Here is a 23,742-nt window from a genome sequence, read left to right as displayed (position 1 = left end):
ATACGACCCGGAACCCAGACCGTGGTGTGGGCGAGGCGACTCAGGTCGGAGCAGGTGTACATCCGTCGGTCGCCTCCTCTCGGTCGCCATGGGTGAACGTTGACCGCAAGGTAGTTGCTGACGCCACGGAGGTCAAGCACGCGCTCTCGACACTCCCTCGCACGGCCCACTGCCAACGGCGGCCGCTGGAGCGCCTCCTCGCGGACAGAAGCTGACTGTCGCGGCAAACCCCGTTGGGACGGGTCCGTGGACATTTGGACACCTGCCATACCGGCCCCAGCCAGAGGAGCCGCTCAGGGTCAGAGCCCCGTCGGGTCCGTGTCGCAGGTGGCGCGGCGCCGGCCGATCGTGACCAGGGCCTCCCAGAGGGCGTCGAGCTCCCCGCGGCGAATCTCGTGGATCGCTCCGACCAGGGGTTCGGCGCCCGGGCCCAGCGGCCGGTCCGGCTCCCCGGCGTCCCTGCGCAGAACGATCCCGGTGGGCGGATCCAGGGCACGCAGCTCCCGCAGGAGACGGTAGCGGGCGACATCGGCTTCGGGATGGGGCAGGTGGCGGGTGATCACCGCGATGTCCGGCAGCAGTACACGGGCCTGGGCCAGGGCGATCCGGGGCTCGTAGGCATGGGCGACGATGCGGAAGTGCGGGCCGGAGTGCACGCGGGCGCGCACCGATTCCAACTCGGCGCCCTCGGGCAGGCCTGCGATCAGCACGGTCATCATCGAAGCCATTGTCCCTCCATCCGGCCGACCGCGCCTCGCCGTGGCTGCGGTGGAGGGCGCCTGGCGGAGCCCGCCCGCCGATCGACGGCGCTCAGCCGCTCATCACGATCCTCTCGACCGAAGGAGACCGCCGGTGGTCCCCTGACGGCCGGGTACGACCGGGTACGGCGGGGCGACTCCGGCGGCCCCCGCCGGACGCGGCCGGGGCCGGACGCGGCCGGGGCCGAACGCCCGCAGGGTTCGTCCTCTACGACCGCTCCCTGCCACCAGGCGGTGAGGCCGCCCGGACGGCGGCGGTCTACTGGGCGGCCATCGACGCACTCGCGGCCGACGGCACCACCGAGCTGCTGCGCGCAGCCGGATCCACCGACCCCATGGATGCCGACGCGCTCCGCCACGTCTGGACGGACTTGGTCAGCACCCTCGTGCGCTGGTGGGTCAAGCATCCCGAGGAGGCACCGGAGGCCATGACCCGTCGCTGCGCCCGCCTCTTCACCGTCGCCGCAGCACTCGCGGTCGACCCGGCGCCCCCGGGCTGACCGGAAGACCACCCGAGGACCGGACGGCGAGAAGGCCGGTGCACCGGAGGGCCGGCCAAGTGGGACCGCACCGAGGACATCGCCCCGGCCTTCGCGCGCGGCGTGGAAGGGGCGGCCCGTGAGGTCTCTTCACCGGTCACATGCCGGTGACGTCCCTGACCCGCTGGAGCACGGAGTCGAGCGCGGCCACCCCGCCGTCGCGCCGCTTCGCACGCGCCGCCCGGTCCTCCGGAACCAATCGTTCGGCGGTCCGCACGGCATAGGCGTCCGGGTCGCCGAAGGCGGCTCGCGGGTGCTCCCCCGTCTCCGCGCAGTGCGTCGTGACCTCCTTGACGGCCTGAAGCACGACCGCCCGGTCCACGCCCGGCTGCATGGCGAGCCGTACCTGGAAACGCGCCATCCACTTCTCGCGGTCCTTCTCGCCCGCCGCGTCCGTCGTCCGGTCCTCATTCGCCACGTGTTCTCTCCGGTGTGATCGGCAGCCGTCCGTCATGGAGTGGGACGTCGAGGCCTCCGGGTGGGTTGCCCGAGCGAGAGCTCTTCCGTCCGCCGACGACGCCCTGCCCTGGCCCGGGGCCCCCGCGACCACGTTCGACTCGGGCTCCCGACATTGCGACGGCCAGGTGCACCTCGGTGGTGCATCCTCCCCCATCGAGCTGTGAGCCGCTCGCTCCCCGGTCGCCCAGGGCCTGTCCGGCGGATCAGGAGACCAGTCGGCGTTGTCTCGGTTGGAGGCGGGGCTTCCTTCCTGCTGACCCGTCACGCAGGGGCCGCGCCGACGCAGAACTCGTTGCCCTCTGGATCAGTCATCAGGATGTGATGTCCGTCGAACTTCTCCTGGACGGTCCCGCCCGCTCGCACCAGGCGCTCGGACTCCGCCGTGATCCGTGCCCATCGTTCAGCAGAACTGCCGAGTCCTGGCACTCGTACGTCGATGTGAAGCCGGTTCTTCGCTGTCTTGGGCTCGGGGACCTTGAGGATGCACAGACGCGGGCCGACGCCGTCGGGATCACAGAGCCACGCGCCGTCGTCCACGGAGTCGTCCTCCGGCAGGTCGAACTGCGCGAACCACTCCTCACGTGTCCTGAAGGGAGCAGGCGGTGGCTCGTCGACGTAACCCAGGGCCGTCTTCCAGAAGACGGCAAGAGCCTGCACGTCCGCACCATCAAGCGTCAGGTCGATTCTGGCTGCCATGGAGGGACCGTACTGTGTACCTCTGACAGCCGAGGGCTGAAGGTCCCATGCTCCGCCGGACGGGCCCTAGCCGATGAGGGCCTCGGTGATCTGACGGGTGGTCTGCGCGGCCACTCGGGGGTTGACGGCGGCGTAGTGGGTGTATGCGTTCAGGGCCGTCGCCAGCGCCCAGCCGCGGCCTCGGATCCAGGTGGCGTCGTCCACGCCGAGCGCGGCGCGGAAGGTGGCCCGAGGCCCCGCCGACAGAAGCGTGAAGGCGATCGTCAGGTCGCAGGCCGGGTCGCCGATACCGAGCCCGCCGAAGTCGATGACCGCGCTGAGACGGCCGTCGACGGTCAGCAGGTTGCCATGGTGGAAGTCACCGTGGACCCAGACAGGAGGGCGATCCCACCCCGGGGCGCTCAGCGCCGCATCCCACAGCCCGGTCATGGCCGCGGTATCGAATGTGCCCCCGACCTCCGCGATGGCGGCGCGCGTCGCCCGGTCCCGTGCGGCCAGCGGCCGGACGGTGAGATCCTCGCTGCTGCCCAGGCCCGGCATCTCCTCGGGCTCGAACCGCTGGAGGGCGGTCAGGAACCCGGCCAATTCGACTGCGGCCTCGGACGAATGGGCCAGCGCCTCGACGGTCGCCACCTCACCGTCCAGCCATCGGGACACCGACCACGGCCATGGATAACCGAAGCCGGGCTCTCCCAACCCCACCGGTACCGGGACGGCCAGGGGGAGATGCGGGCCGAGCCGGGGCAGCCGCAACCTCAAGCCCCCTTCAGCACGCAGCGGTACGGCGCATCGTCCGGACGCGGCGCACCAAAGATGCGGGGGCGCGTCGTGACCCTCGTGCCACCGACGAGACCGGTCGTCGCCACGCAGGTCCGCGCGACACCGGCGAAGCCGGCACGGGCCTCGAAGGCCGGGCTAAGGACACCATCCATCCTGCACGCCCTGGCCACGACGAACCGTCCGGCTGACCCGTCCCGCCGCCGCGGTGTTCCTGGCGGCCGGAGCGCTCTCCGGACCGCTGCCGCTCCGGCTGCCGGAGATGCACGTCGTGGCGAACCGCGTCTGGGCCGAGCACATCACCGAACTCTGCGTGATCGTCTCCCTCAGGGGCGCCGGCCTCGCACTGAACCGGCCCTTCGGGTTCCGTGCCCGGCCGGACCGAGGCGGTTGATCGGCATCACCCTGCCCCTCACGGTCGTCGCGGCGGCGGCCCTCGCTTTGCGTGGTGTCATTCGCGCTTTCCGGTGTCGAGGGCGTCGACGATCGCCGAAGCGAAGGCGTCGAGGTCTCCAGGCCTGCGGGAGGTGATGAGGGGATGGCGCCCGGAGGTGTCCACGACGACCTCCTGGTCCAGCCATGTGGCGCCCGCGTTCTCGAGGTCGGAGCGGAGCGACGGGTACGACGTGAGTTCGCGGGCCTTGGCCAGCCCGCTCTCCACCAGCAGCCAGGGTCCATGACAGATCGCGGCGACGGGTTTGCCGGCCTCGGCGAAGGCCGAGACGAGACGTCGGGCGTCTCCGTCCGTCCGCAACCGGTCGGCGTTCACGGTGCCGCCGGGTACGACCACGGCGGCGAATCCGTCCGCCGTCGTCTTCGCCAGGGTCGTGTCCGGCGGGACCAGAGCGCCCGGCCTGCGGTCCGATACGAGGGTCTGGACCGCGTCGTCCTTCTGCGCGGCAATCGTGACCCGGGCGCCGGCCTCACGCAGAACGGCCGCCGGCTTCGTCAACTCGTCCTGCTCCGTCCCGTAGTTCGTCGTGAGGATGAGTACGTTCCTGCCGTCGAGTGACACGTTGCCTCCCTGCGGGGCGTACCGCTGTCCCCGTCGTTCGCGGCTCGGGCGAGCTGAGTGCGGCAAGGGCCCAAACCGGTCGACCCACACCGGTCGCGGTTTCCCCGGGAGATCGCTTCGAACCGTATGGAATGGGCACTCTTCTCTCCGGGCTCCGACGGACACCCGTCGCTCCCTCCGCGGTGACGACGGAGGGCCACCGCCGCCGCCGAAGGACTCCTCATGTTGGCCGGGCCACCCTCGCCCCCTCGTGCCCCGTCAGCACCGGGCCGAGCCGATCACGGGCCTCGGGAACCCTTCGGATCGGACGCCGCGGTACGTCGTGCCGCTTCCCGCGTCGAGGGGGCGTGCACGAAGCCGTCGACCCCGTCCGTCCACACAGCCAGCCGCACATCGAATCCAGGTCACCACCTGTACCAGCGGCTGTTGCCGCTCCGCATCAGGAACCCCAGCAGCCACAACACGAGTACGGCAATGGCAATCCACCACAGCACGTCGAGCGCGAAGCCCGCGCCGAAGAGGATCAGAATCACCAGCAGGACGAGAAGCAGGGGAACCATGACGCCACCTCCGAGTGCTGCCGAAGTCCGTCGGGCCGTCCTCAGCGCACGTGACCTTCGTTGCCCCTGGCGGTTGCCCGTTCTCCACGGCTTCATGCATCCGTCGCGGAGGGGAGCGAAGAACCGCGTCTTCCGACGGTTGTGGGATCGAGCAGCGGGCATCCGCCGTGAGAAGGCCTCGCCACGACCCGTACGAGGGTGACCGGCCATGACCACCGCACGTGGCCTCATGACCCCGGACGCCCTGCGTCCGCCGGGGCGGGACACTCGCCGGCGCCGCGCAACGCGAGATGGCCACCCTCGTTGTCGGAGCGCTGCCGACCTGCGGTGGTTGTCGACAGCCGGAACCGGCAGGGCCTCGCACCCACCTCGCGGAGTTGATTCCCATGCCGCCCGCAACCCGTACCTCCGGTTCCTCCATGTCGCGCTCCTCCCCCGAGGACGGCAGTGGACGCGCCGAGCCAACCGTCGAACTGATGGCGTTGACGCTCGTCTCCGGCGAGCTGGGGACGTTCACCGTGCCCCTCGAAGGCCCAGGTGGCGACATTCCGTACGAACTACCGGGGGGCTCTGTGGTCAGCATCGCGCTGACCTTCCGGCTGGGTGCGGACACCGACGGCCTGATCTTCGAAACCATCAGGGTCGGCGAGGGCGAGGATCCCGTGGGCACGCGAAGCGCCTTGGGCAGTTTCCGCGCCGGAGGCCCGTACGAGATTCGGCTGCCGCCCGAACGGCTGCCCCTCGGCCGCGCCCACTGCGGCACCTACGACGTGACGGCGCGCATAAGTGACGCCGCAGGGGTCGAACACGCCCGGGTGAAGCATCGCTTCACTCTCGTCCACCGGCTGCCCGGCGGAGCGGCCCAGGGCTCCAAGGACGACGCTGCCCGGACAGCAAAGGGGTGGGGGTGAGACGGCCCGAAGGGCATCGGATGCGGACGGCGGACAGGAACCGGAGCGGGAAACTCCGGATGGGGCCCTTGGGTTGGGGTCGGTCTCGCCGGGTACGCGCGGAACGACACCGAATTGTTCACGACACAGGCAGGAGGCACGACATGAGCATGGTGAAGCAGACGATCGACGTGGACGTTCCCGTGCGGAACGCCTACAACCAGTGGACGCAGTTCGAGGAATTCCCCCATTTCATGGAAGGCGTCGAGGACGTCACTCAGGTCGACGACCGGCACTGCCATTGGCAGACCAAGATCGCCGGCGTCCGGCGCGAGTTCGACACGGAGATCGTCGACCAGCTGGCCGACGAGCGCATCTCGTGGCGCACCGTCGGCGGCGACGTGAAGCAGAAGGGCGTCGTCACCTTCCAAGGGCTCGACGAAGGTCACACCCAGGTGAGTCTCGCCATGCACGTGGAAGCCGACGGCATGGCCGAGAAGGCGGCTGACGTGCTCGGCATCCTGGACCGACGGGTCAAGGGCGACCTCAAGCGGTTCAAGGGCTTCATCGAGGATCACGGTCACGAGACCGGCGGCTGGCGTGGCCGCGTGCGGCCTTCGGACACCTCTGGCGGTCCGACCCGCGGCGACACACTCACGCCGTCCGACGCGCCGGTCCGGGAGGCTCCGGGGACGAGGGGCGCTCCCGGTCCGACAGGTACGCCTTCGGGAGCACAGGAGGCCTGGCCGATGCCGCCCGGCGCCTCCGACGGCCGCGTCTGAGCTGACCTCCGGGCCAGTTCGGCCGGCCCCACCCGCGCCGGCCACGCAGCCTGTCCGCCCGCCTCCGAAGCCTGGGGGCGGGCGGGCTGCATTCGCAACCGCCCTGGTCCAGATCGGCGGCGCCCATGCCCTTCCTCTTGCGGGGGGGGCGGGTCTCACCATTCTTCTTCGAAGATGCCAGGTCTGCGCCGTGCGGCTCGTCGTTCCCTGCCGACGCACGCCGGTGCCTCATGATGGCGCCCGGTGGCGTGCAGGCAGGTGGCGAGACTCAGAGACGGAGGCGAGGTTCCCGGTCTCCGCAACCTCACGTCGAAGCGTTCGACCGCCAGGTCATCGGGGCGCACCGTCGGTCGATGCCGACGACGAACGGACTCAGCTCAAGCCGGGTCCGGCGGTGCGGATGTGGCTGCGCGGCGGTATTGCTCGTTGATGCGCTGGGCCTCTTCGAGCTGGTCTTCGAGGACGATGATGCGGCAGGCGGCCTCGATGGGGGTGCCTTGATCGACGAGTTCGCGGGCGCGGGCCGCGATGCGCAGCTGGTAGCGGGAGTAGCGGCGGTGGCCGCCCTCCGAGCGCAGCGGGGTGATGAGGCGGGCTTCGCCGATGGCGCGGAGGAAGCCCTGGGTGGTGCCAAGCATTTCGGCGGCCCGACCCATGGTGTAGGCGGGGTAGTCGTCGTCGTCGAGACGCCCGAACGAGTCATCTGCTGTCATTTGCACCTCTCTGTGAAACGCGTTGAGGGGCCCTGGCGCCGTACCGGCACCAGGGCCCCGAAGGAACTACTACACCACCTGCCGGCCCTGACACTGCGCCGGCGTTCTGTGTCCGCGTGCCCGACCGGAACAATGTCGGGTATGCGGGGATCGTTGTCGCTTGACCGTAGACCACCTCACTATCGATGTCCTGCGGCACCCGGGTTCACTTCCCGCCCGGGCGATCCTGATGGCGTGAGCTCCTCCGTTCCTCCTCGGTGATCCACTACTTACTACGGCTACCGCATACTGCGGGTACTGATCCACTGCGGGCCACCCGGTCCGGCCGTCAGTCCCGTCGCCGTCCTGCCACATTCCTGGCTTCGAAACTCCACCGCCGCACCGATCTTGCCAACTGCGACTACTTGTAATGCCTGCCGGCAGTTCGTCTCTGCCAGGCCCTGTGGTCTCTATGGGCTACGAGAGAAACCATAACCACGACACCATGCAATGTCTACTCCCGCCAAGATAGATTTCCGCATGTCTGATGGATAGGTAATGGACCTTGGGCAGTGACACGGACCGGTCGCCGCCGGGCGGCCACCGCACACCGTGGCCCCCTCCACCGGTACGCGAGAGGGCCCGCCCGGCGGGTGCCGGGCGGGCCCTCTTGACTGTCCGATGGTCAGCTCACGGTCGCGTGGGCCTCGGTCACGCCGCCGTCGGAGTGCCGAGCATCGCTGAGGCGTGCTGGAGGGGGTCGAGGCCGCGGGCGGGCGCGGTGTCCTGGGGCAGGCCGCGACAGGTGAAGCCGAGCTTGGCCATGGCGCGGAGCACCTCACCGGCACTGAAGTCGCGTCGGTCCTGACGCGTGACGATCTGGCCGACCTGCTTGACGGGGTAGGTGCGGCGGCCGATGATCACGGACTCGCCGACGACCTCCTCGGGCTTGACGCCCTTCATGGTCTCCAGGACGCCGCTCTTGGTGAGGTCGAAGGGGAAGCGGGCGATGACACAGCGCACGATGCCTCACAGGGAGAGGAAGGGGATGGATCCGCCGTGGTGAGGCGGTTCACGCGAGGACGAGGACGGGCGTGGGGGCGCCCGGGGTGGCGTCCTGTTCACCCGTGGCGCAGGAGGTGACGAACGCACGGGGACGTGGCGGCCGCGCGGCCCTCAGGGCGGCGGCCGAGGTGTGCGCCCCGCCGTCACCGGAGAGGTCACGCAACTGGATCCGGTCCGTGTAGGCGGGACTGTCGCGGACGGTGGCAAGCTGCGCCCGGGTGACGAGTCCGGTGCGCTGGCCGTCGTCGTCACAGACGAGCAGGTGTCCGGTCCCGGCTCCGGCCATGACGGACAGGGCCACCTCGACGGTCATGTCGTCGCCGACCCGCAGTCCGGCCGTGTACACGGTGTCGGCCACCGTCGCGAGCGCAGGGGTGGGGGGCTTCGGGCGGTGCGGCATCCGGACGAGCGTCACAACGGGCCTCCTGAAGTGATGGGTCGGCTTTCGGATTGCGGGGCGCTCAGGCCACCGTCCCGGTGGCCGACCGCTGCCCGCCGACGCGCCGAACACCCGAGCCGGGACCGCGCCGGCCACGGGAGCCCGCACCGCGCTTGCGCTGCTCGGCGGGCGGCGCGGTGATCGTCACAGGGATTCCTGTGGGGGTCCGCGCGCCGGTGATCCTGCGGAGCGCTTCCTCGCCGGAGCGGACCTGGGTGGTCCGGGGCACGATCCCGGCCGCCGCCATGAGGCGGGTCATGTCGCGGCGCCGGTTGGCGGTGACAAGGGTGACGACACTGCCTGATTCGCCTGCCCTCGCCGTACGGCCGCCGCGGTGCAGGTAGTCCTTGTGGTCGGTGGGCGGGTCCACGTTGACGACGAGGTCGAGGTTGTCGACGTGGATGCCGCGAGCCGCGACGTTCGTCGCGACCAGGGCGGTGACGTGCCCCGTCTTGAACTGCGCCAGGGTGCGGGTGCGCTGCGGCTGCGACTTCCCGCCGTGCAGGGCTGCGGCCCGGACACCGTTTGCGAGGAGGTCCTCGGTGAGGCGGTCCACGGCGTGCTTGGTGTCCAGGAACATGATCACCCGGCCTTCGCGGGCCGCGATCTCGGTGGTCAGCCGGTGCTTGTCGGCGCCGTGCACGTGCAGGACGTGGTGTTCCATCGTCGTGACCGCGCCCTGGGAGGGGTCGACGGAGTGGACGACGGGGTCGGCAAGGTAGCGGCGGACCAGGAGGTCGACGTTACGGTCCAGGGTCGCGGAGAACAGCATCCGCTGACCCTCGGGGCGGACCTGGTCCAGGAGCGCGGTGACCTGGCATGAAGCCCATGTCGGCCATCTGGTCGGCCTCGTCCAGGACGGTGATCGCGACTTCGTTCAAGCGGCAGTCACCGCGGTCGATGAGGTCCTTGAGACGGCCGGGGGTGGCCACGACGACCTCGGCTCCCCCGCGAAGCGTGCTCGCCTGCCTGCCGATCGGCATTCCGCCGACGACGGTGGCCAGGCGCAGCTTCACGGCGCGGGCGTACGGGGTCAGAGCGTCGGTGACCTGCTGGGCCAGCTCTCGGGTGGGGACTAGGACCAGCGCCAGCGGCCGGCGCGGCTCGGCGCGCCGTCCCGCGGTGCGGGCCAGCAGAGCCAGGCCGAAGGCGAGCGTCTTGCCGGAGCCGGTCCGACCACGGCCGAGGACGTCACGGCCCGCCAGGGAGTTCGGCAGTGTCGCGCCCTGGATGGGGAACGGGACGGAGACCCCCTGCGCGGTGAGCGCGCCAAGGAGAACGTTCGGCATGTCGAGGTCGCTGAACGCTTCGACGGGGGGCAGGGCCGGGTTGATCGTCTTCGGCAGGGCGAACTCGCCCTGAACTGCGGCGGGCCGACGGCCGTGACCGCCGGAACGGCTCGGGCCGCCGGAACGGCTCGGTGCGGACGAACCGAAGCGACTACCCCGACCGGAGCCGGCGGGGGACTCATAGGGACGGCCGCCGTTGCGGCGGCCTCGGGAGGAACGGCTGTCCGTGCGTGTGGGGTTCATTCAGAACCTTCCTTGATACGGCGCGTATCGAGGAATTCCGCCAGCGGATGGACAGCTTAGGGAATAACAAGCACGGGCCGAATAGAATGTGGAAACGGGAGGCTCGCCCCAGGGACAGGAACTGTCGATTCAAGCGGGCGAGCGACCGAGGTGCGGTTGCGCAGGTACGCGTGCGGGGGTGCAGGTAAGCGTGCGGAACCTTGGAAACGCGCACAGCTGGGGCCCGCACCCCGAGGGATGCGGGCCCCAGCTACGTCGTATTACGCGCGAGCGTCAGGCGGAGACGATGTTCTCGGCCGTCGGGCCCTTCTGGCCCTGCGCGATGTCGAAGGTGACCTTCTGGCCCTCCTGCAGCTCGCGGAAGCCCTGGGCGGCGATGTTCGAGAAGTGGGCGAACACGTCAGGGCCGCCACCGTCCTGCTCGATGAAGCCGAAACCCTTTTCCGCGTTGAACCACTTCACAGTGCCAGCGGCCATGTCATATCTCCTCAGGGCAGTACGCCGACATCCGTACCGTACGGATGCCATGTCGCCGCGATGATGCCCTCCGGGAAATGGCCGGAAATACCAAGCAATTCTGCATGGCACGCGGCCGACGGAAGAGCTTGAAGTTTTTGGGTACCAAAACTGCAACCGACTTCGACAGTAGCACGTCACCACAGCAAGCGGGCGTCAAACATTTCTCCCTGCGTGCCGCTGGAAAGAATCCTCTCGGCGATGGTCGCTAAAATCTCAGGCCGCGAACACAGGTATTCATTGGCTCCGAATGAAGTGTTCGGAAGCCGACTCTCGACCGGCTGGGCATCGGCGGGCAGGCGCTGCAGACCCGATGGGCGGGTATCACCAGGAACGGCGGATACGTGAGGCCCATCGGGGTAGCCGGATCACATGGACACCACCAACGAGACCACACCGCTGCGTGCTGTCGCGCTGGTCTGCAGCCTCTCCCCGTCGCCGAAACGGTCCAGCTCGCAGTTGCTGGCCGAGCAGACCATGACCGCCCTGGCCGATCACGGCGTCACCGGGAAGGTGATCCGGATCGCCGACCACGACGTCAAACCGGGCATCGAGGTCGACATGGGCGACGACGACGCCTGGCCGGACATTCGCGACACCGTCTTGGGCTGCGACATTCTGATCCTGTCCACACCCATCTGGCTCGGCCACCCCTCCAGCCTCGCCCAGCGTGTCCTGGAACGCCTCAACGCCGAGCAGGGCGTGAGCGACGACGAGGGCCGCATGCTCACCTACGGCAAGGCCGCGGCCGTGTGCGTCGTCGGCAACGAGGACGGCGCTCATCACGTCAGCGCCGAACTCTTCCAGGGCCTCAACGACGTCGGATTCTCCCTGGCCCCGAACGCCGTCACCTACTGGGTCGGCGAAGCCATGCAGGGCACCGACTACCAGGACCTCGACAAGACCCCCGAGAAGACCGCCGCGACGACCAGGACCCTCGCCGCGAACACCGCGCATCTGGCACGCCGCCTCAAGGCTGCTCCGTATCCGCCCTCTTCCTGAGCATCGCCCCACCCGCCAGTGCCGGAAAGGAGATCGCGATGTCCTCCCACGAGCAGTCCCACCTGGTCGATCCGCTGGGGCTGTACCCGCGGCCCCCGTTTCCCGCACAGGACCAGGAGCACCCCGGTTCGACCGAGGCGATGGATCCCCGCCCCGATCACGGAGAGGAAACCTACCGGGGCCACGCACTGCTGCACGACCGCAAGGCGTTGGTCACCGGAGGGGACTCCGGGATCGGCCGGGCCGTCTGCCTCGCCTTCGCACGGGAAGGCGCGGACGTCGTGTTCACCCACCTGCCCGAGGAAACCGAGGAGGCCGAGGAGACCTCCCGTCTGATCCGCCGGGCCGGCCGCAGGGCGGTAGCCGTCGTATGCGACATCCGGCACGAGGGCGAGTGCACCGCCCTCGCCGAGACGGCCGTGAGCGAGCTGGGCGGCGTCGATGTGCTCGTCAACAACGCCGCCTACCAGATGGCCCAGCCGGACGGCATCGAGGCGATCACCACCGAGCAGTTCGACCGGGTGATGAAGACCAACCTGTACGGGATGTTCTGGCTCACCAAGGCCGTCCTGGCTCACATGCCGCGCGGCGGCTCCGTGATCAACACCGCCTCCGTGCAGGGCTACCGGCCCAGCCCGCACCTCCTCGACTACGCCATGACCAAGTCCGCGATCATCTCCTTCACCCACGGCCTCGCCCAGATGCTCGCCGAGCGAGGCATCCGGGCGAACGCCGTGGCCCCCGGACCGGTATGGACCCCGCTGATCCCCGCGACGATGCCCGACCCGTCGAAGTTCGGCGAGCAGTCGCCACTGGGCCGGCCCGCACAACCGGCGGAAATGGCACCCGCGTACGTCTTCCTCGCCTCCGACCAGGCCTCCTACATCACCGGCGAGATCGTCAACGCCACCGGCGGAACCCCCCTGCCGTGACCCCGGACGAGGCCCTGCGACGGATCGCCTTCCTCCTCGAATGGCGTGGGGCGTCCCCGTACCGGGTGCGGGCCTTCCACACGGCGGCCGACGCCGTCCGTGACCTGCCGCCGGGCCCGGTGGACGCCGCGCAGGTCGGACGACTGCGCGGGGTCGGCCCCGTCACCGCCGAGGTGATCGCCCATGCGTCGACCGGAGCGGTACCGAGCTACCTCGCCCATCTGCAGGCCGAAGCCGACCCGAAAACCCTTGCCGGCTGGGACCTCGCGGCCGGGAGCACCGGGGACTGCCACCTGCACTCCGACTGGTCGGACGGCGGCAGCCCCCTCGAGGACATGGCCGACGCGGCTCGTGCCCTGGGCCACCGATGGGCCGTTCTGACCGATCACTCTCCGCGACTGACGATCGCCCACGGACTGAGCACCGAGCGGCTCGAACGCCAACTGGAGGCCGTAGCCGCCGTGAACTCCACGATGGGCCCGGATTTTCGACTGCTCACCGGCATCGAGTGCGACATCCTCGAAGACGGCTCACTCGACCAGGACGAGGAACTGCTCGGCCGACTCGAGATCGTCGTGGCATCCGTACATTCCAAGCTCCGCTCGGAACCCGGACCGATGACCGCCCGCCTGGTGGCCGCGGTGCGCAACCCGCACGTCGACGTCCTGGGCCACTGCACGGGACGGATCATCACCGGCCGGGGGCGCCCGCAGTCCCGCTTCGACGCCGAGGCCGTGTTCGCCGTGTGCGCGGAGGCCGGTACCGCGGTGGAGATCAACTGCCGGCCCGAGCGGCGCGACCCCCCGGACGACCTGCTCGTGCGGGCCGCCGCCGGAGGCTGCCGCTTCGCCGTGGACACCGACGCCCACGCCCCCGAGCAGCTGCACTGGCGGAGCACAGGCTACGCACGCGCGGCCCGGATCGGCCTCGGAACGGACCGGCTGATCACCACCTGGCCTCTCGGGCGGTTGCTGACCAGCAGAAGCGGCCGCCGATGAACCGACAACCTTCCGCTCGATGAAGTGCTTGAACCGCTTCAGGTCGCCCACCGATCTTGGCCGCCCGCCCGGCACCCCGGTGGCGCGACCGCCGTCACCGGTGTCGCCCCCAGGCGGCCCAAGGGAGCACGACGCACTGCCGAGACGTTTCCCCCATGGGTTCGGCGTACGGTCCAATCCGGTCGTCATTCCGAGGTAAGCGCATGTCACGGCCGACTGGCACCGCATCATGCGGGTACACGCCTGCGGGGCGGCACGAGCCGTCCCCCGGTGAACAGACGTGAGGAAGCGCTGTGGACGGGATCGTACTGCTCAAGGAAGATCACAAGACGGTGGAGAAGCTCTTCAAGCGCTTCGAGAAAGCCGGGGAGAACGCCCACACCGAGAAGCGCAGGATCGCCGACAGGGTGATCGCGGAACTCACCACCCACACCTGGATCGAGGAGCGGATCTTCTACCCCGCTGCCCGCGAAGCCGCCCCCGACCGCAAGGACCACGTCCTGGAAAGCGTGGAGGAGCACCACGTCGTGCTGTGGATGCTGTCCGAACTCAAGGATCTCGACCCGGCCGACGAGCGCTTCGACGCGAAGATGTCCGTCCTGATGGAGAACGTCCGCCACCATGTCGAGGAGGAGGAGAAGGAGTGGTTCCCCGACGTCCGTAAGGCCATGGGCCGCAAGCGCCTCACCGAGCTCGGCGAGAAGATGGAAGAAGCCAGGAAGACCGCTCCGGAAGAGCCCCTCGCCGTCCCCAGCGCCCACCAGTAGGCCCCCGCCCGTGCCCCTCGGGCACCACTGCGCCCACTGTTCCCGTCCGTATCCGGGAGGAGATCATTCATGGCCGTCCGTCACCAATTGATCCGGCGCCCTCCGTATGCGGTTTGGGCCGTCCTCGCGAACCCGAGCCAGTACGGGAAGTGGGTCGTCGGCCCCTCGGAGTCGGCGCCGCTCGATCCCGACTGGCCCGCGATCGGGTCGCGTCTGCGCTACACGGTCCGGCTCGGCCCGTGGTCGGCTCAGAGCGTGACCACCGTCCGCCACGCGGAGCCGGGCAGGGAACTGGAGCTGGAGGCGATGGCCAAGGGGCTGGGGAGTGCACGGATCTTCATCCAGCTCCGTCCCTGGGGCGAGGAGACACTCGTCGTCTGCGACGAGCACCCGCTGCGCGGCCCGGGCGGGGTCCTGCACAATCCCGCGAGCGAGGCACTGCTGCAGATCCGCCACCGGGGCATGCTCGCCCGCCTGGCCAAGCTGGTGGAACGGGACGGCGTGGGGACACGTCATGCCTGACGCGGTGGTGATCGGGTCCGGCCCCAACGGCCTGGTGGCCGCGAACCTGCTGGCCGACGCCGGCTGGAGCGTGGAGGTCCTGGAAGCACAGCCGGAGCCGGGAGGCGCCGTGCGCAGCGACCGGGCGGTCCACCCCGACTACGTGACGGACGTCTTCAGCGCCTTCTACCCCTTGGCCGCCGCCTCCCCCGTCCTCGCCGGCCTCGACCTCGCGGCCGAAGGGCTGCGGTGGAGCCACGCGCCGCGCGTGCTCGCCCACCCCCTCCTGAACGGCCGGTGCGCCGTACTGGAGCGGCGGGTGGAGGAGACCTCGGCCGGGCTGAACGGCTTCGCGGGAACCGATGGCGACGCGTGGCGGGGCATGTACGACGTCTGGGGCCGCATCGGGCCGGACCTGGTGTCGTCGCTGTTCACCCCGTTCCCTCCGCTGCGGTCGGGACTGCGCCTCGCGGCGAAACTCCGGGCCGCCGGGGGGTTGCGGCTGGCCCGGAACCTGGCACTGCCGGTGCGACGTCTGGGCGAGGAGACGTTCGCCGGGGAAGGCGGGCGGCTCCTCCTCGCCGGGAACGCCCTGCACGCGGACCTCGCCCCCGAAGCTGCGGGGAGCGGCGGCTTCGGCTGGCTCATGTCCATGCTCGGACAGAGCCACGGCTTCCCCGTGCCGGTCGGTGGCGCCGGCGCTCTCACCGCGGCCCTGGTGAGCCGGCTGCGGCGCAAGGGCGGGGTCCTGCGCTGCGGGGAACGGGTCGCCTCCGTCTCCGTACGCGGCGGCAGAGCCGTAGGGGTGGTCAGCGCGGGCGGGGAGCGGATCGGCGCGCGGCGGGCCGTTCTGGCCGACACCTCGGCGCCTGCCCTCTACCGGGAGCTCGTCGGCGAGGAGCACCTGCCCGCCCGCCTCCTGCGGGATCTGGATCGGTTCCAGTGGGACTTCGCGACCTTCAAGGTCGACTGGGCGCTGACCGGACCCGTGCCCTGGACGGCGCCGCAGGCCGCCGGAGCCGGAACGGTCCATCTGGCCGACGGCGTCGACGGCCTGACCCGTTACGCCGCGCAACTCGCCGTGGGACACGTCCCCGACCAGCCCTTCGCCCTGTTCGGCCAGATGACCACCGCGGACCCCACCCGCTCACCCGCCGGAACCGAATCCGCCTGGGCCTACACCCACCTCCCCCAGCACATCAGCGCCGACGCCGGCCCCGACGGAATCACCGGCCGCTGGGACGCCCGCGAACAGAAGGCCCTGGCCGACCGCGTCGAAGCCCAGGTGGAGCGGTACGCGCCCGGCTTCCGCGCGCTGATCGGCTCCCGCCGGATCCTGGCTCCCACCACCTTGCAGGCCATGAACGAGAACCTCCACAACGGCGCCATCAACAACGGCACCACCGCTCTCCACCAGCAGGCCGTCTTCCGCCCGACCCCGGGCACCGGCCGCCCCGAGACCCCCGTCAAGGGCCTCTACCTCGCCTCCGCGGCGGCCCACCCCGGCGGCGGCGTCCACGGCGCGCCCGGCGCGAACGCCGCCCGCGCAGCCCTGCGCGCCCACGGCCTGCACAGCCTCCTCCACCGCGCCCAGTACGTCTGATTCATCAGCCTTGTCAGGGCGATGGGGCCGCCCTTGCCTGGTCCTGCCCGTGCCTGGTCCTGAAGGTCGCAGAGGCGGGCGCTGAGGCCCCGACGCCCGTCGGTCCAACGTGGCTCCTTCTGCTCAGCCTGGACGGTGAACGGCGGCCTCCGCATGGGCCGGATGCTCGGCTCCCACCTGGAGGACAAGGCGTGGCGCCGACCCGCGTCCCCTCCCCACTCCGGGGCGGCCTCGACGCGGGTCTCAGGTCATGTCGCGTGATGACGGCGGTCCGGGGCCCAGAAGTCGATGAGGGTGCCTCGGCCCGGGGCCAGCCCGTCCCATCCGCCGACGCAGTCCACGACGACGACACCTGCCGTGGGGAATGCCGCCCTCAGGCGTTCCAGCAGCTCCGACGGCCCCCTGCCGCACAGGGCCGAGGCCAGTTGGTGGAGACCGGGGTTGTGGCCGACGAGAGCGAGAACGCCGAGGCCCGTGCCCAGGTCGGCGAGGGTGGCGACCAACTCGCTCGGACCCGCGTTGTAGAGCCGCTCGTCATACACGGTGGCCGGCCGGTCGGTCAGCGCCGGCTCGGCGTGCCGCCACGTCTTGCGCGCCCGACGAGCCGGCGAACACAGCACCAGCTCGGGCCTGTACGGAGACTGCTCCAGCCAATGGCCGGTCTCGGCCGCATCGGCGCGCCCCCGAGCGCTCAGCTTCCGTTCGAAGTCGTCCGTGCGCCCTTTGGGCTCCGCCTTCGCATGGCGCACGAGCAACAGCCGGCAGTCGGCGCCGCTGCCGGCTCCGGAGGCCGTCCCATGGATTTCGGTTTCCGGCGACATGCTTCGATCGCCTCCCGGAGTGGCGGGGCTCAGATGATCAGGACGATGGCGTAGACGAGGAAGAACAGGGCGACCACCAGGGCGACCAGACAGATCACGATGAGCGGCCCTTTGCCCCAGCCGCGCGAGAGGGGCCTGTACGGGCCCGCCCCGGAGCCGGTGCTCGACTCCCCCGCCGGAGTTTCGCCCGGCGGGGCGCTGCCCCTGCGCGGATCGGGATCGGAAGCCGGGTTCGACGGGGTCATGGTGTGCACCTCCCAGGAGACGTCCGGCCTGTCAAGCGCCGCAGCCGACCCGGCGTACAGCCCTGAGGACCGGTACCCGGCGGCTACCCGCGGGCCGCCCGCTCACGCTTGCTGCGGCAGGCGGGCCGGAACACCGCCCACCCGGCCGGTGCCGACGCCCTCGGTCGCGGTTCCTGTCGCCGAGGTCCCCCTCCGTGCACCGCGCCCCCAGCCTCTCGGGGACGGACCGGCACTCCGGATGATCTTCACCGACCACTGTGTGAACATTCATCCGACGAGACGGGTGGACCACACCGCCTCCCACGCAACGCCCACCACCCGGCCACCGCGGTGGAGTGGCCGGGTCATGGCGGCCGGTCCCGCCGCGCCGGCCTGCTGAGGCGCGGTCGGCCGGAGCGCTGCGTACGCTGGTCTGAAGGGGCTCCTCTCGGGACGAGGATCGGAACGCCTGTGAGGCCGGAGATCGACCACGGGGCGTTGTTCGCCGCGACGCCCAGCCCTTATCTGGTGCTGGCACCGGATCTGGTGATCGTGGACGTCAACGACGCGTACCTGCGGGCGACCGGTCGCACCCGGGACGATCTCCTCGGGCGGCACGTGTTCGACGCGTTCCCCGACAATCCCGCCGACCCGGACGCGGACGGGGTGAAGAACCTGGGGGCGTCGCTGGGGCGGGTGCTGGCCACCGGTGAGGCCGACACCATGGCGGTGCAGAAGTACGACATCCCCGTCGTCTCGCGGCCCGGTGTGTTCGAGGAGCGCTGGTGGTCGCCGGTGAACACCCCGGTCAAGAACGCGGACGGGCGGGTCGCGTGGATCATCCACCGCGTGGAGGACGTGACGGCGTTCATGAAATCCCGACGGTTCCGGGGCCGGAACGAGGGACGGCGGATGACCGAGCGCGAGGAGGGGATGGAAGCCGAGCTGTACGCCCGCGCGCGGGAGCTGCAGCGGCTGAACGAGGAGCTGCGGGCGGCGCACGCCCGGGAGCGGGAGATCGCCGTCACCCTGCAGGAGGCGATGCTGCACTCCCCCGACCTGGCCCGGCACAGTGACGTGGCGGTGCGCTATCTGCCGGCGATCGGATCGCTGAACGTGTGCGGCGACTGGTACGACACCGTCGACCTGGCCGAGGGGCGGTTCACCGTCGCCGTGGGCGATGTCGTCGGGCACGGGCTGGAAGCGGCCACCGTTATGGGCATGCTCCGCAGCGCGCTGTCCGCGGCCAGTCGGGCGGTGGCCGGACCCGCCGGGGCCCTGGAGGTGCTCGGCATGTACGCCCGCTCCGTGGACGGCGCGCTCGCCGCGACCGCCGTCAGCGTGCTCGTGGACACCCGCTCCAAACTGCTCGTCTACTCCAGCGCGGGGCACCCGCCGCCGGTGCTGCTGCACGCGGACCGCACATGCGAGCTGTTGAACCAGGCCACCGACCCGCCGCTGGGAGCCAGGCCCGAGCACGTTCCCCGGCCGCAGGCCGGCATCTCCTACCGCCCGGGTGACACCCTCGTCCTCTACACCGACGGACTGATCGAACGTCGCGACGAGGACATCGACACCGGCCTGGACCGGCTCACCACCGCCCTGGGCGACCTCGCCGGCCTCGACCCGGCTCAGCTGGCCGACGCGCTGCTCGCGCGACTCGGCGTCGCCAGCGGAGCCCGCGACGACATCGCCCTCGTCGTCGTCCGCGTCTGAGCCGGCGGGCGACCTCCCGGCACCGGGTCTACCTCCGTGGAGTGGGAACGAGGCGCAGCAGCCCGTGGAGGACAGCGTCGATCGTGTCCTGTGCGGGCTCGTCGGTCACATGGGTGAGCAGGCGGGCCAGGGTGCGCAGCACAGGGGGTGAGGCCATCACACGGGGATGCAGGACGGGCCGGAAGCCGTAGCGCGAGAAGACCAGATCCCCGGCGAGGCCGCCCAGCCGGTAGTAGCGCGCCCAGCGGCGCCGGATCTCGGCCGGGTACTGGTGCAACGCGTGTTCCCGGCGCGGTCCGGCCGGGCGGGCCAGCGCCAGGGCGATGACGTCCGCCGCCACCTCGGCGGCCTCCATGGCCTGGGCGATGCCCTCGCCGCTCCACGGACTGACCATGCCGGCGCTGTCGCCCACGAGCAGTACGCCCCGCCGGTACTGCGGACGCCGGTTCAGTCCCATCGGCAGCGGCGCGCTGCGCAGCGGCGAGTCGGCGGTCTCTTCGTTCAGCCCCCAGTCCGCGGGCAGGCGGGGCAGCCAGTGGTCCAGCGCCGCTCGCAGGTCCACCGGCCTGCGCCGCCGTTGCTGCGGCAGGACACCGAGGCCCACGTTGACGCGCCCGTCCCCCAGGGGAAACACCCATCCGTATCCGGGCAGATCCCGTCCGGTACGAGGACAGCGCAGGTCGGCCCAGAGCTCCAGGTAGGGGTCGTGCGTACGCGCCTCGCTGCGGTAGTACCGCCGGGCAGCGGCTGCGACGGGCCTCTTGGCATCCCGTTCGAACCCCAGGCCGAGAGTCGTGCGCGCCGAGGCTCCGTCGGCGGCGACCACCAACGGCGCCCGATAGCGCACCGGTTCCTGCCCCGGGCCACGGGAGGCGGACACGCCGATGACGTGTCCTGCCCGGTCGGTCAGCGGGCCCGTCACCCTCACGTGAGTACGGAGACGCGCTCCGGCGGCGCGGGCGTGGGCGGCGAGCAGGTCGTCGAAGTCATGCCGAGTGCGGGTGAGTCCGAAGTCGGGAAGGGCTCCCAGGCGCGGCCAGTCGATCTCCGCCTGATGACCGCCGCAGACCCATCGCATGCCCTTGTTGCGCATCCACCCCGGTGCATCGATGTCGATGCCCATCCGCACCAACTGGTACACGCTGCGCGGTGTCAGCCCGTCGCCGCACACCTTCTCCCGGGGGAAACCGCCCTTCTCCAGGAGGAGCACGTCCACACCCGCTCTCGCGAGGTGCACCGCGGCGGTGGAACCCGCCGGACCCGCCCCCACCACGATGACCTGTGCCTCTTCGTCACCGGCGCCTTCAGGGCCCGAGCTGACGGTGTCGCGCCGGTCACCGGCCTCGCCGCTTTTGGTGATCACCCCACCACTATGCCCAGGGCGGGAGGCGGTGGAACGTGCGGCGCGGCCGAGTCCTCGGGTCGCTCGAAGGCCTGGAGTGGATCGAGGCGCTCCCGACCGGGTCGCCCGAGCCGAACTGAACGACCCCGGCACCCGAGAGCGAAGAGCATGCCGCCGGGGAAGAACGCACCAGAGGCGCGGTTCAGTGACCGGCCGGTGTGCGACGTCGTCCTCGTCCAGATCGAACCGGCCGTCAGTGCCGCGGGAACGCCACCGCCGTCGGAGCCGGCCCCAGCGTCGTCGTGCCAGGGGGCGACCGGTGGCCCAGCCCGGTACGGTACGCGTCCATCGCGGCCTCGGTACGGCCGCCGCGGCGCAGAAGGTCGCCCAGCAGACGGCACAGGTCGGCGAGGTCGCCGCTCGCTCCGCTGCGCTCCAGCAGCCCCAGCGCCATGACGTAGTGCTCCTCGGCCGTCTCGCTGTCCCCTCGCTCCTCGGCGATCAGCCCGAGCAGCCTGTGCGCACCCCCCGCGTGCACGGCGCCGTGCCGATCACCGGGCTCAAGAAATGCGGAGAGCAGGTCCGACGCCTCGTCGTGCCGTCCGAGCCGCCGGAGGACATCGGCCAGCTCCACCTCCACGTGCGCGGTGAACAGCGCCGCGCGCTTGACGTTCAGCATGTCCCGGGCAGCGCGCAACTCCTTTTCGGCCGAGGCGAGTTCGCCGTTCTGAGCCTGGACGTAGCCGCGCATCCAGTGGCAGTGCGCGAGATCGGTGCGCAGGCTGAGCTGCTGGTAGATCGCCTGCGCCTTGGCCAGTGAGGCATCCGCCTCGGCCGTGCGCCCCTCGGCGAGGAAGGTGCGGGCCACCTGCCGGTGCATGCCCGCGACCAGTGCCGGGTCGTCGACCTGCGGAGCGAGCGCCAGGGCGAGCTCGGCGGCGTGCGCGGCACGGGCGTGGGCGCCCATGTCCATGTACGGGCCGATCACGGCGGCGTACAGGATGACCAGCGCCTCGGGGTCGGCCAGACCGCTCGCGCCGAGCTCGTCGATGGTGGACTCGAGGAGGTAGCAGGCGTAACGCAGCTCGCCGGCCAGGAGGTGCGCGACGGCACGGCCTCGGATCGCGCGTGCGCGGCAGGGCAGCGGCTCTTCGGCGAGGAGTCGCTCGGCGGCTTGGAAGTGGCGGCCCGCGGCGTCCAGTTCACCGGTCTCCAGGGCACAGTCGCCGAGCCCGAGCAGCGCCTCGGTCTGCTCGGGCACGAGGTCGAGGCCCTCTGCGTCGGTGAGCAGGCGCCGGTAGCTCACGGCGGCCTCCTCCGCCGTCCCGGTGGCCAGCTGCCGGCGCGCGTCGACGAGAGCGAGCCGCAGCTCCGTGGCGAGGTGCGCGGGCCTGCCGGTGGCCAGCTCCTCGTACGACGTACCGAGCCGCTCCGCGAGGAACCGCAGTGCGGTCTCCGATGGCCTGACCCTGCCCGACTCCAGCGTCGACACATACGCGGGGGTGTAGGAGGGCTCGGCCAACTGTCGCTGTGTCAGTCCGCGTTGAGCGCGCAGCCGCTGCACTCGGTGGCCGATCGTGGCCGGATCGTCCATGTGGATCCCCCTGGTTCGTGAACTGCCCAGTATTCAGAAGCAGGAGGCATTGCGCACGCCCTCGCCTTCGCCCTAGGTTAAGCGACTCCTTCAGTGCATTTACTGATGCACTTAACTCGCCTGGCAAGGGGCTGATTTCATGCGTTCAGCACGACGAGGAGCCATGGCGGTCGGAGTGACCGTCGCCCTCACGGCGGTTCTCGCCGCCGCACCCGGCAGCGCAGCCGCTGACCCGACGGCGCCCTCCACGGCCCGGGTCGAGGTCGAGATACCGGGGCCGGAACACGGGGCGTCCGCCGGATCCGGCCACACGCGTGTACCGGCGGAGGGACGGAACCTGGCGGCCTCCCGCCTGACGGCGACCGAGGTGGCCGCCGACGGCGAAGTGGCCAAGATCGTCGACAACGGCCCCACCGCCGACCGGCTCGACATCGTCGTCGTCGGAGATGGCTACACCGTCGCCGAACTGCCCCGCTTCCACGCCGACGCCCAGCGGAAATGGGCCGAGCTGACGGCCGTCGAGCCGTACACCACCTACCGAGGCCTCTTCAACGTCTGGACCGTCGACGCCGTCTCGAACGAGTCCGGCGTCTCCGGCGACCCCTCTCCCGACACCCTCCGGGACACGGCTCTCGGCTCGTACTTCTGGTGCGACACGATCGAACGGCTGCTCTGCATCGACCAGGACAAGGTCGACGGATACGTCGCGAAGGCGCCGGAGGCCGACCTCGTGCTCGTCCTCGCCAACAGCACCAAGTACGGCGGCGCGGGCTACAACGAGCGCAGTGAGACCCTCGGCTACGAGGGCATCTCAACGGCCTCGGCGGGCAACGAGAAGTCCGGCCAGGTCGCGATCCACGAGACCGGCCACTCCCTGGGCAAGCTCGCCGACGAGTACTTCTACCCCGACTACCCCGGCTACGAGCGGTACCTGGGTCCCGAGCCCGCCGACTCCAACATCACCACCCTCACTGCCGACGACATGGCCGACCGGGGCGCCAAGTGGCACCGCTGGCTCGGCGAGCAGTCTCCCGACGGCGGCACCGTCGGCGCGTACGAAGGCGGCGGCTACTACGTCACCGGGCTGCGGCGCCCCACCGAGAACTCCCTGATGCGCTCCCTCGGCAAGCCCTTCAACCTGCCCGGAGTGGAAGCGATGATCGCCGGCTTCTACCGCGAGGCGCGCATCGCCTCCCCCGTCACGGCCACCGATCGCACCCTCCGCGCACGCGACACCGCCAAGGCCCTCGTACCGCGGCTGACGGGCGCGGACGGGCGTCAACTCACCATCCGCTGGCATCTGGACGGGCGAGAGGTGAAGTCTCTCGCGGGCCGCACCGAGGTACGCGTGTCCGACCTGGCCCTGCGCCTGCTCGACCTTCGGAAGCACACACTGTCCCTCACGGCCGAGGACCGTACGCCCTCTGTGCGGGACCGAGGCATCGCCCGGACGATGAGGTCCACGGTCAGCTGGACGGTCCGGCTCTGACGGGTGGAGCCGGTCCCGAGTGCTCTAGAAGTT

General features: G+C 70.7%; 25 protein-coding genes and 2 pseudogenes. 12 read left to right on the top strand and 15 right to left on the bottom strand.

Annotation, left to right across the window (positions count from 1 at the left end; genetic code table 11):
* Nucleotides 1-299 precede the first annotated feature (299 nt).
* A complete protein-coding gene (locus ACH4MY_RS08810; RefSeq protein WP_397999572.1) occupies nt 300-728 on the bottom strand; it encodes a hypothetical protein in 429 nt (142 codons plus the stop codon).
* Between ACH4MY_RS08810 and ACH4MY_RS08805 the strand changes: the two genes are divergently transcribed.
* Nucleotides 728-1,258, top strand: coding sequence for a hypothetical protein (locus ACH4MY_RS08805; protein WP_397999570.1), 531 nt, complete (start codon nt 728-730; stop codon nt 1,256-1,258). The two genes, ACH4MY_RS08810 and ACH4MY_RS08805, sit on opposite strands and share 1 nt — an antisense overlap.
* A gap of 136 nt (nt 1,259-1,394) precedes the next feature.
* Here the strand turns inward: ACH4MY_RS08805 and ACH4MY_RS08800 are convergent, their stop codons facing one another.
* The 3 genes and pseudogenes from ACH4MY_RS08800 to ACH4MY_RS08790 all read right to left on the bottom strand — a co-directional run.
* A complete protein-coding gene (locus tag ACH4MY_RS08800; protein ID WP_397999567.1) occupies nt 1,395-1,715 on the bottom strand; it encodes a hypothetical protein in 321 nt (106 codons plus the stop codon).
* A 302-nt stretch (nt 1,716-2,017) separates the two neighbouring features.
* The gene (locus tag ACH4MY_RS08795; protein WP_397999565.1) at nt 2,018-2,452 is read right to left on the bottom strand and encodes a VOC family protein; all 435 of its coding nucleotides are present in this window, start codon (nt 2,450-2,452) and stop codon (nt 2,018-2,020) included.
* Nucleotides 2,453-2,518: 66 nt separating this feature from the next.
* A pseudogene (locus ACH4MY_RS08790) lies at nt 2,519-3,199 on the bottom strand (aminoglycoside phosphotransferase family protein); the annotation flags it as partial.
* Between the two features lie 238 nt (nt 3,200-3,437).
* Between ACH4MY_RS08790 and ACH4MY_RS08785 the strand changes: the two are divergent.
* Nucleotides 3,438-3,623, top strand: coding sequence for a hypothetical protein (locus tag ACH4MY_RS08785; protein WP_397999562.1), 186 nt, complete (start codon nt 3,438-3,440; stop codon nt 3,621-3,623).
* A gap of 57 nt (nt 3,624-3,680) precedes the next feature.
* Here the strand turns inward: ACH4MY_RS08785 and ACH4MY_RS08780 are convergent, their stop codons facing one another.
* Nucleotides 3,681-4,244 (bottom strand): type 1 glutamine amidotransferase domain-containing protein, encoded by a 564-nt coding sequence (locus tag ACH4MY_RS08780; RefSeq protein ID WP_397999560.1) that lies wholly within the window; start codon nt 4,242-4,244, stop codon nt 3,681-3,683.
* Between the two features lie 404 nt (nt 4,245-4,648).
* Nucleotides 4,649-4,804 (bottom strand): hydrophobic protein, encoded by a 156-nt coding sequence (locus ACH4MY_RS08775; protein ID WP_397999559.1) that lies wholly within the window; start codon nt 4,802-4,804, stop codon nt 4,649-4,651.
* A 419-nt stretch (nt 4,805-5,223) separates the two neighbouring features.
* Here ACH4MY_RS08775 and ACH4MY_RS08770 point away from each other — a divergent pair, with 419 nt between their 5' ends.
* Nucleotides 5,224-5,715: a hypothetical protein gene (locus ACH4MY_RS08770; RefSeq protein ID WP_397999556.1), complete on the top strand. Its 492-nt coding sequence runs from the start codon at nt 5,224-5,226 to the stop codon at nt 5,713-5,715.
* A 143-nt stretch (nt 5,716-5,858) separates the two neighbouring features.
* Nucleotides 5,859-6,476, top strand: a complete 618-nt coding sequence (locus tag ACH4MY_RS08765) for an SRPBCC family protein (RefSeq protein ID WP_397999554.1) — start codon at nt 5,859-5,861, stop codon at nt 6,474-6,476.
* Between the two features lie 377 nt (nt 6,477-6,853).
* On the opposite strand, the gene ACH4MY_RS08760 is transcribed toward ACH4MY_RS08765, so the two are convergent.
* The 5 genes and pseudogenes from ACH4MY_RS08760 to ACH4MY_RS08740 form a co-directional block, all read right to left on the bottom strand.
* On the bottom strand, nt 6,854-7,189 hold the full coding sequence (locus ACH4MY_RS08760; RefSeq protein WP_397999551.1) for a MerR family transcriptional regulator: 336 nt from the start codon (nt 7,187-7,189) through the stop codon (nt 6,854-6,856).
* A gap of 690 nt (nt 7,190-7,879) precedes the next feature.
* Nucleotides 7,880-8,191 (bottom strand): SCO5918 family protein, encoded by a 312-nt coding sequence (locus tag ACH4MY_RS08755; RefSeq protein ID WP_397999548.1) that lies wholly within the window; start codon nt 8,189-8,191, stop codon nt 7,880-7,882.
* Nucleotides 8,192-8,240: 49 nt separating this feature from the next.
* Nucleotides 8,241-8,648, bottom strand: a complete 408-nt coding sequence (locus ACH4MY_RS08750) for a CBS domain-containing protein (protein WP_397999546.1) — start codon at nt 8,646-8,648, stop codon at nt 8,241-8,243.
* Nucleotides 8,649-8,694: 46 nt separating this feature from the next.
* Nucleotides 8,695-10,204, bottom strand: a pseudogene (locus ACH4MY_RS08745) (DEAD/DEAH box helicase).
* A gap of 273 nt (nt 10,205-10,477) precedes the next feature.
* Nucleotides 10,478-10,681 carry a cold-shock protein gene (locus ACH4MY_RS08740; RefSeq protein WP_351210659.1) on the bottom strand — a complete coding sequence of 68 codons (204 nt, stop codon included), beginning with the start codon at nt 10,679-10,681 and terminating at the stop codon, nt 10,478-10,480.
* Between the two features lie 411 nt (nt 10,682-11,092).
* On the opposite strand from ACH4MY_RS08740, the gene ACH4MY_RS08735 reads away from it, so the two are divergent.
* The 6 genes from ACH4MY_RS08735 to ACH4MY_RS08710 all read left to right on the top strand — a co-directional run bounded on the left by ACH4MY_RS08735 (nt 11,093) and on the right by ACH4MY_RS08710 (nt 16,523).
* Nucleotides 11,093-11,722, top strand: a complete 630-nt coding sequence (locus ACH4MY_RS08735; RefSeq protein WP_397999543.1) for a flavodoxin family protein — start codon at nt 11,093-11,095, stop codon at nt 11,720-11,722.
* A gap of 38 nt (nt 11,723-11,760) precedes the next feature.
* Nucleotides 11,761-12,654 (top strand): SDR family oxidoreductase, encoded by an 894-nt coding sequence (locus ACH4MY_RS08730; protein WP_397999540.1) that lies wholly within the window; start codon nt 11,761-11,763, stop codon nt 12,652-12,654.
* On the top strand, nt 12,651-13,652 hold the full coding sequence (locus tag ACH4MY_RS08725; RefSeq protein ID WP_397999537.1) for a PHP domain-containing protein: 1,002 nt from the start codon (nt 12,651-12,653) through the stop codon (nt 13,650-13,652). Before ACH4MY_RS08730 ends, ACH4MY_RS08725 begins: the two co-directional genes overlap by 4 nt.
* A gap of 293 nt (nt 13,653-13,945) precedes the next feature.
* The gene (locus tag ACH4MY_RS08720) at nt 13,946-14,419 is read left to right on the top strand and encodes a hemerythrin domain-containing protein (protein WP_397999535.1); all 474 of its coding nucleotides are present in this window, start codon (nt 13,946-13,948) and stop codon (nt 14,417-14,419) included.
* A 69-nt stretch (nt 14,420-14,488) separates the two neighbouring features.
* Nucleotides 14,489-14,941, top strand: coding sequence for an SRPBCC family protein (locus ACH4MY_RS08715; RefSeq protein ID WP_397999533.1), 453 nt, complete (start codon nt 14,489-14,491; stop codon nt 14,939-14,941).
* Nucleotides 14,934-16,523: a phytoene desaturase family protein gene (locus ACH4MY_RS08710; RefSeq protein ID WP_397999530.1), complete on the top strand. Its 1,590-nt coding sequence runs from the start codon at nt 14,934-14,936 to the stop codon at nt 16,521-16,523. The genes ACH4MY_RS08715 and ACH4MY_RS08710 overlap by 8 nt, the downstream gene beginning before the upstream one ends.
* Before the next feature lie 248 nt (nt 16,524-16,771).
* Here the strand turns inward: ACH4MY_RS08710 and ACH4MY_RS08705 are convergent, their stop codons facing one another.
* Both ACH4MY_RS08705 and ACH4MY_RS08700 read right to left on the bottom strand, forming a co-directional pair.
* Nucleotides 16,772-17,344: a SixA phosphatase family protein gene (locus tag ACH4MY_RS08705; protein ID WP_397999527.1), complete on the bottom strand. Its 573-nt coding sequence runs from the start codon at nt 17,342-17,344 to the stop codon at nt 16,772-16,774.
* A gap of 29 nt (nt 17,345-17,373) precedes the next feature.
* Complete coding sequence (locus ACH4MY_RS08700; RefSeq protein ID WP_397999524.1) at nt 17,374-17,589, bottom strand: DUF6480 family protein; 216 nt, start codon at nt 17,587-17,589, stop codon at nt 17,374-17,376.
* 450 nt (nt 17,590-18,039) lie between these two features.
* Between ACH4MY_RS08700 and ACH4MY_RS08695 the strand changes: the two genes are divergently transcribed.
* Nucleotides 18,040-19,284, top strand: a complete 1,245-nt coding sequence (locus ACH4MY_RS08695; protein WP_397999521.1) for a PP2C family protein-serine/threonine phosphatase — start codon at nt 18,040-18,042, stop codon at nt 19,282-19,284.
* A 28-nt stretch (nt 19,285-19,312) separates the two neighbouring features.
* On the opposite strand, the gene ACH4MY_RS08690 is transcribed toward ACH4MY_RS08695, so the two are convergent.
* Together ACH4MY_RS08690 and ACH4MY_RS08685 are read right to left on the bottom strand one after the other, a co-directional pair.
* The gene (locus ACH4MY_RS08690; protein ID WP_398000538.1) at nt 19,313-20,560 is read right to left on the bottom strand and encodes a geranylgeranyl reductase family protein; all 1,248 of its coding nucleotides are present in this window, start codon (nt 20,558-20,560) and stop codon (nt 19,313-19,315) included.
* Between the two features lie 319 nt (nt 20,561-20,879).
* The gene (locus tag ACH4MY_RS08685; protein ID WP_397999518.1) at nt 20,880-22,220 is read right to left on the bottom strand and encodes a helix-turn-helix domain-containing protein; all 1,341 of its coding nucleotides are present in this window, start codon (nt 22,218-22,220) and stop codon (nt 20,880-20,882) included.
* Nucleotides 22,221-22,383: 163 nt separating this feature from the next.
* On the opposite strand from ACH4MY_RS08685, the gene ACH4MY_RS08680 reads away from it, so the two are divergent.
* Entirely contained in the window at nt 22,384-23,709 is a 1,326-nt protein-coding gene (locus tag ACH4MY_RS08680) for a M64 family metallopeptidase (RefSeq protein ID WP_397999515.1), read from the top strand.
* Nucleotides 23,710-23,742 lie beyond the last annotated feature (33 nt).

This window comes from Streptomyces sp. NPDC017246 (genome assembly GCF_044331325.1).
GTDB lineage: Bacteria > Actinomycetota > Actinomycetes > Streptomycetales > Streptomycetaceae > Streptomyces.
Note: the sequence above shows the minus strand (reverse complement) of the source record. Positions and strands in the feature narration are given on the sequence as shown.

What these genes read in the sequence shown, in the direction of transcription:
- ACH4MY_RS08810 (WP_397999572.1), bottom strand. Translation starts at nt 728, where the DNA reads ATGGCTTCGATGATGACCGTGCTGATCGCAGGCCTGCCCGAGGGCGCC.
- ACH4MY_RS08795 (WP_397999565.1), bottom strand. Translation starts at nt 2,452, where the DNA reads ATGGCAGCCAGAATCGACCTGACGCTTGATGGTGCGGACGTGCAGGCT.
- ACH4MY_RS08775 (WP_397999559.1), bottom strand. Translation starts at nt 4,804, where the DNA reads ATGGTTCCCCTGCTTCTCGTCCTGCTGGTGATTCTGATCCTCTTCGGC.
- ACH4MY_RS08770 (WP_397999556.1), top strand. Translation starts at nt 5,224, where the DNA reads ATGTCGCGCTCCTCCCCCGAGGACGGCAGTGGACGCGCCGAGCCAACC.
- ACH4MY_RS08765 (WP_397999554.1), top strand. Translation starts at nt 5,859, where the DNA reads ATGAGCATGGTGAAGCAGACGATCGACGTGGACGTTCCCGTGCGGAAC.
- ACH4MY_RS08760 (WP_397999551.1), bottom strand. Translation starts at nt 7,189, where the DNA reads ATGACAGCAGATGACTCGTTCGGGCGTCTCGACGACGACGACTACCCC.
- ACH4MY_RS08740 (WP_351210659.1), bottom strand. Translation starts at nt 10,681, where the DNA reads ATGGCCGCTGGCACTGTGAAGTGGTTCAACGCGGAAAAGGGTTTCGGC.
- ACH4MY_RS08735 (WP_397999543.1), top strand. Translation starts at nt 11,093, where the DNA reads ATGGACACCACCAACGAGACCACACCGCTGCGTGCTGTCGCGCTGGTC.
- ACH4MY_RS08730 (WP_397999540.1), top strand. Translation starts at nt 11,761, where the DNA reads ATGTCCTCCCACGAGCAGTCCCACCTGGTCGATCCGCTGGGGCTGTAC.
- ACH4MY_RS08715 (WP_397999533.1), top strand. Translation starts at nt 14,489, where the DNA reads ATGGCCGTCCGTCACCAATTGATCCGGCGCCCTCCGTATGCGGTTTGG.
- ACH4MY_RS08710 (WP_397999530.1), top strand. Translation starts at nt 14,934, where the DNA reads ATGCCTGACGCGGTGGTGATCGGGTCCGGCCCCAACGGCCTGGTGGCC.
- ACH4MY_RS08705 (WP_397999527.1), bottom strand. Translation starts at nt 17,344, where the DNA reads ATGTCGCCGGAAACCGAAATCCATGGGACGGCCTCCGGAGCCGGCAGC.
- ACH4MY_RS08700 (WP_397999524.1), bottom strand. Translation starts at nt 17,589, where the DNA reads ATGACCCCGTCGAACCCGGCTTCCGATCCCGATCCGCGCAGGGGCAGC.
- ACH4MY_RS08685 (WP_397999518.1), bottom strand. Translation starts at nt 22,220, where the DNA reads ATGGACGATCCGGCCACGATCGGCCACCGAGTGCAGCGGCTGCGCGCT.
- ACH4MY_RS08680 (WP_397999515.1), top strand. Translation starts at nt 22,384, where the DNA reads ATGGCGGTCGGAGTGACCGTCGCCCTCACGGCGGTTCTCGCCGCCGCA.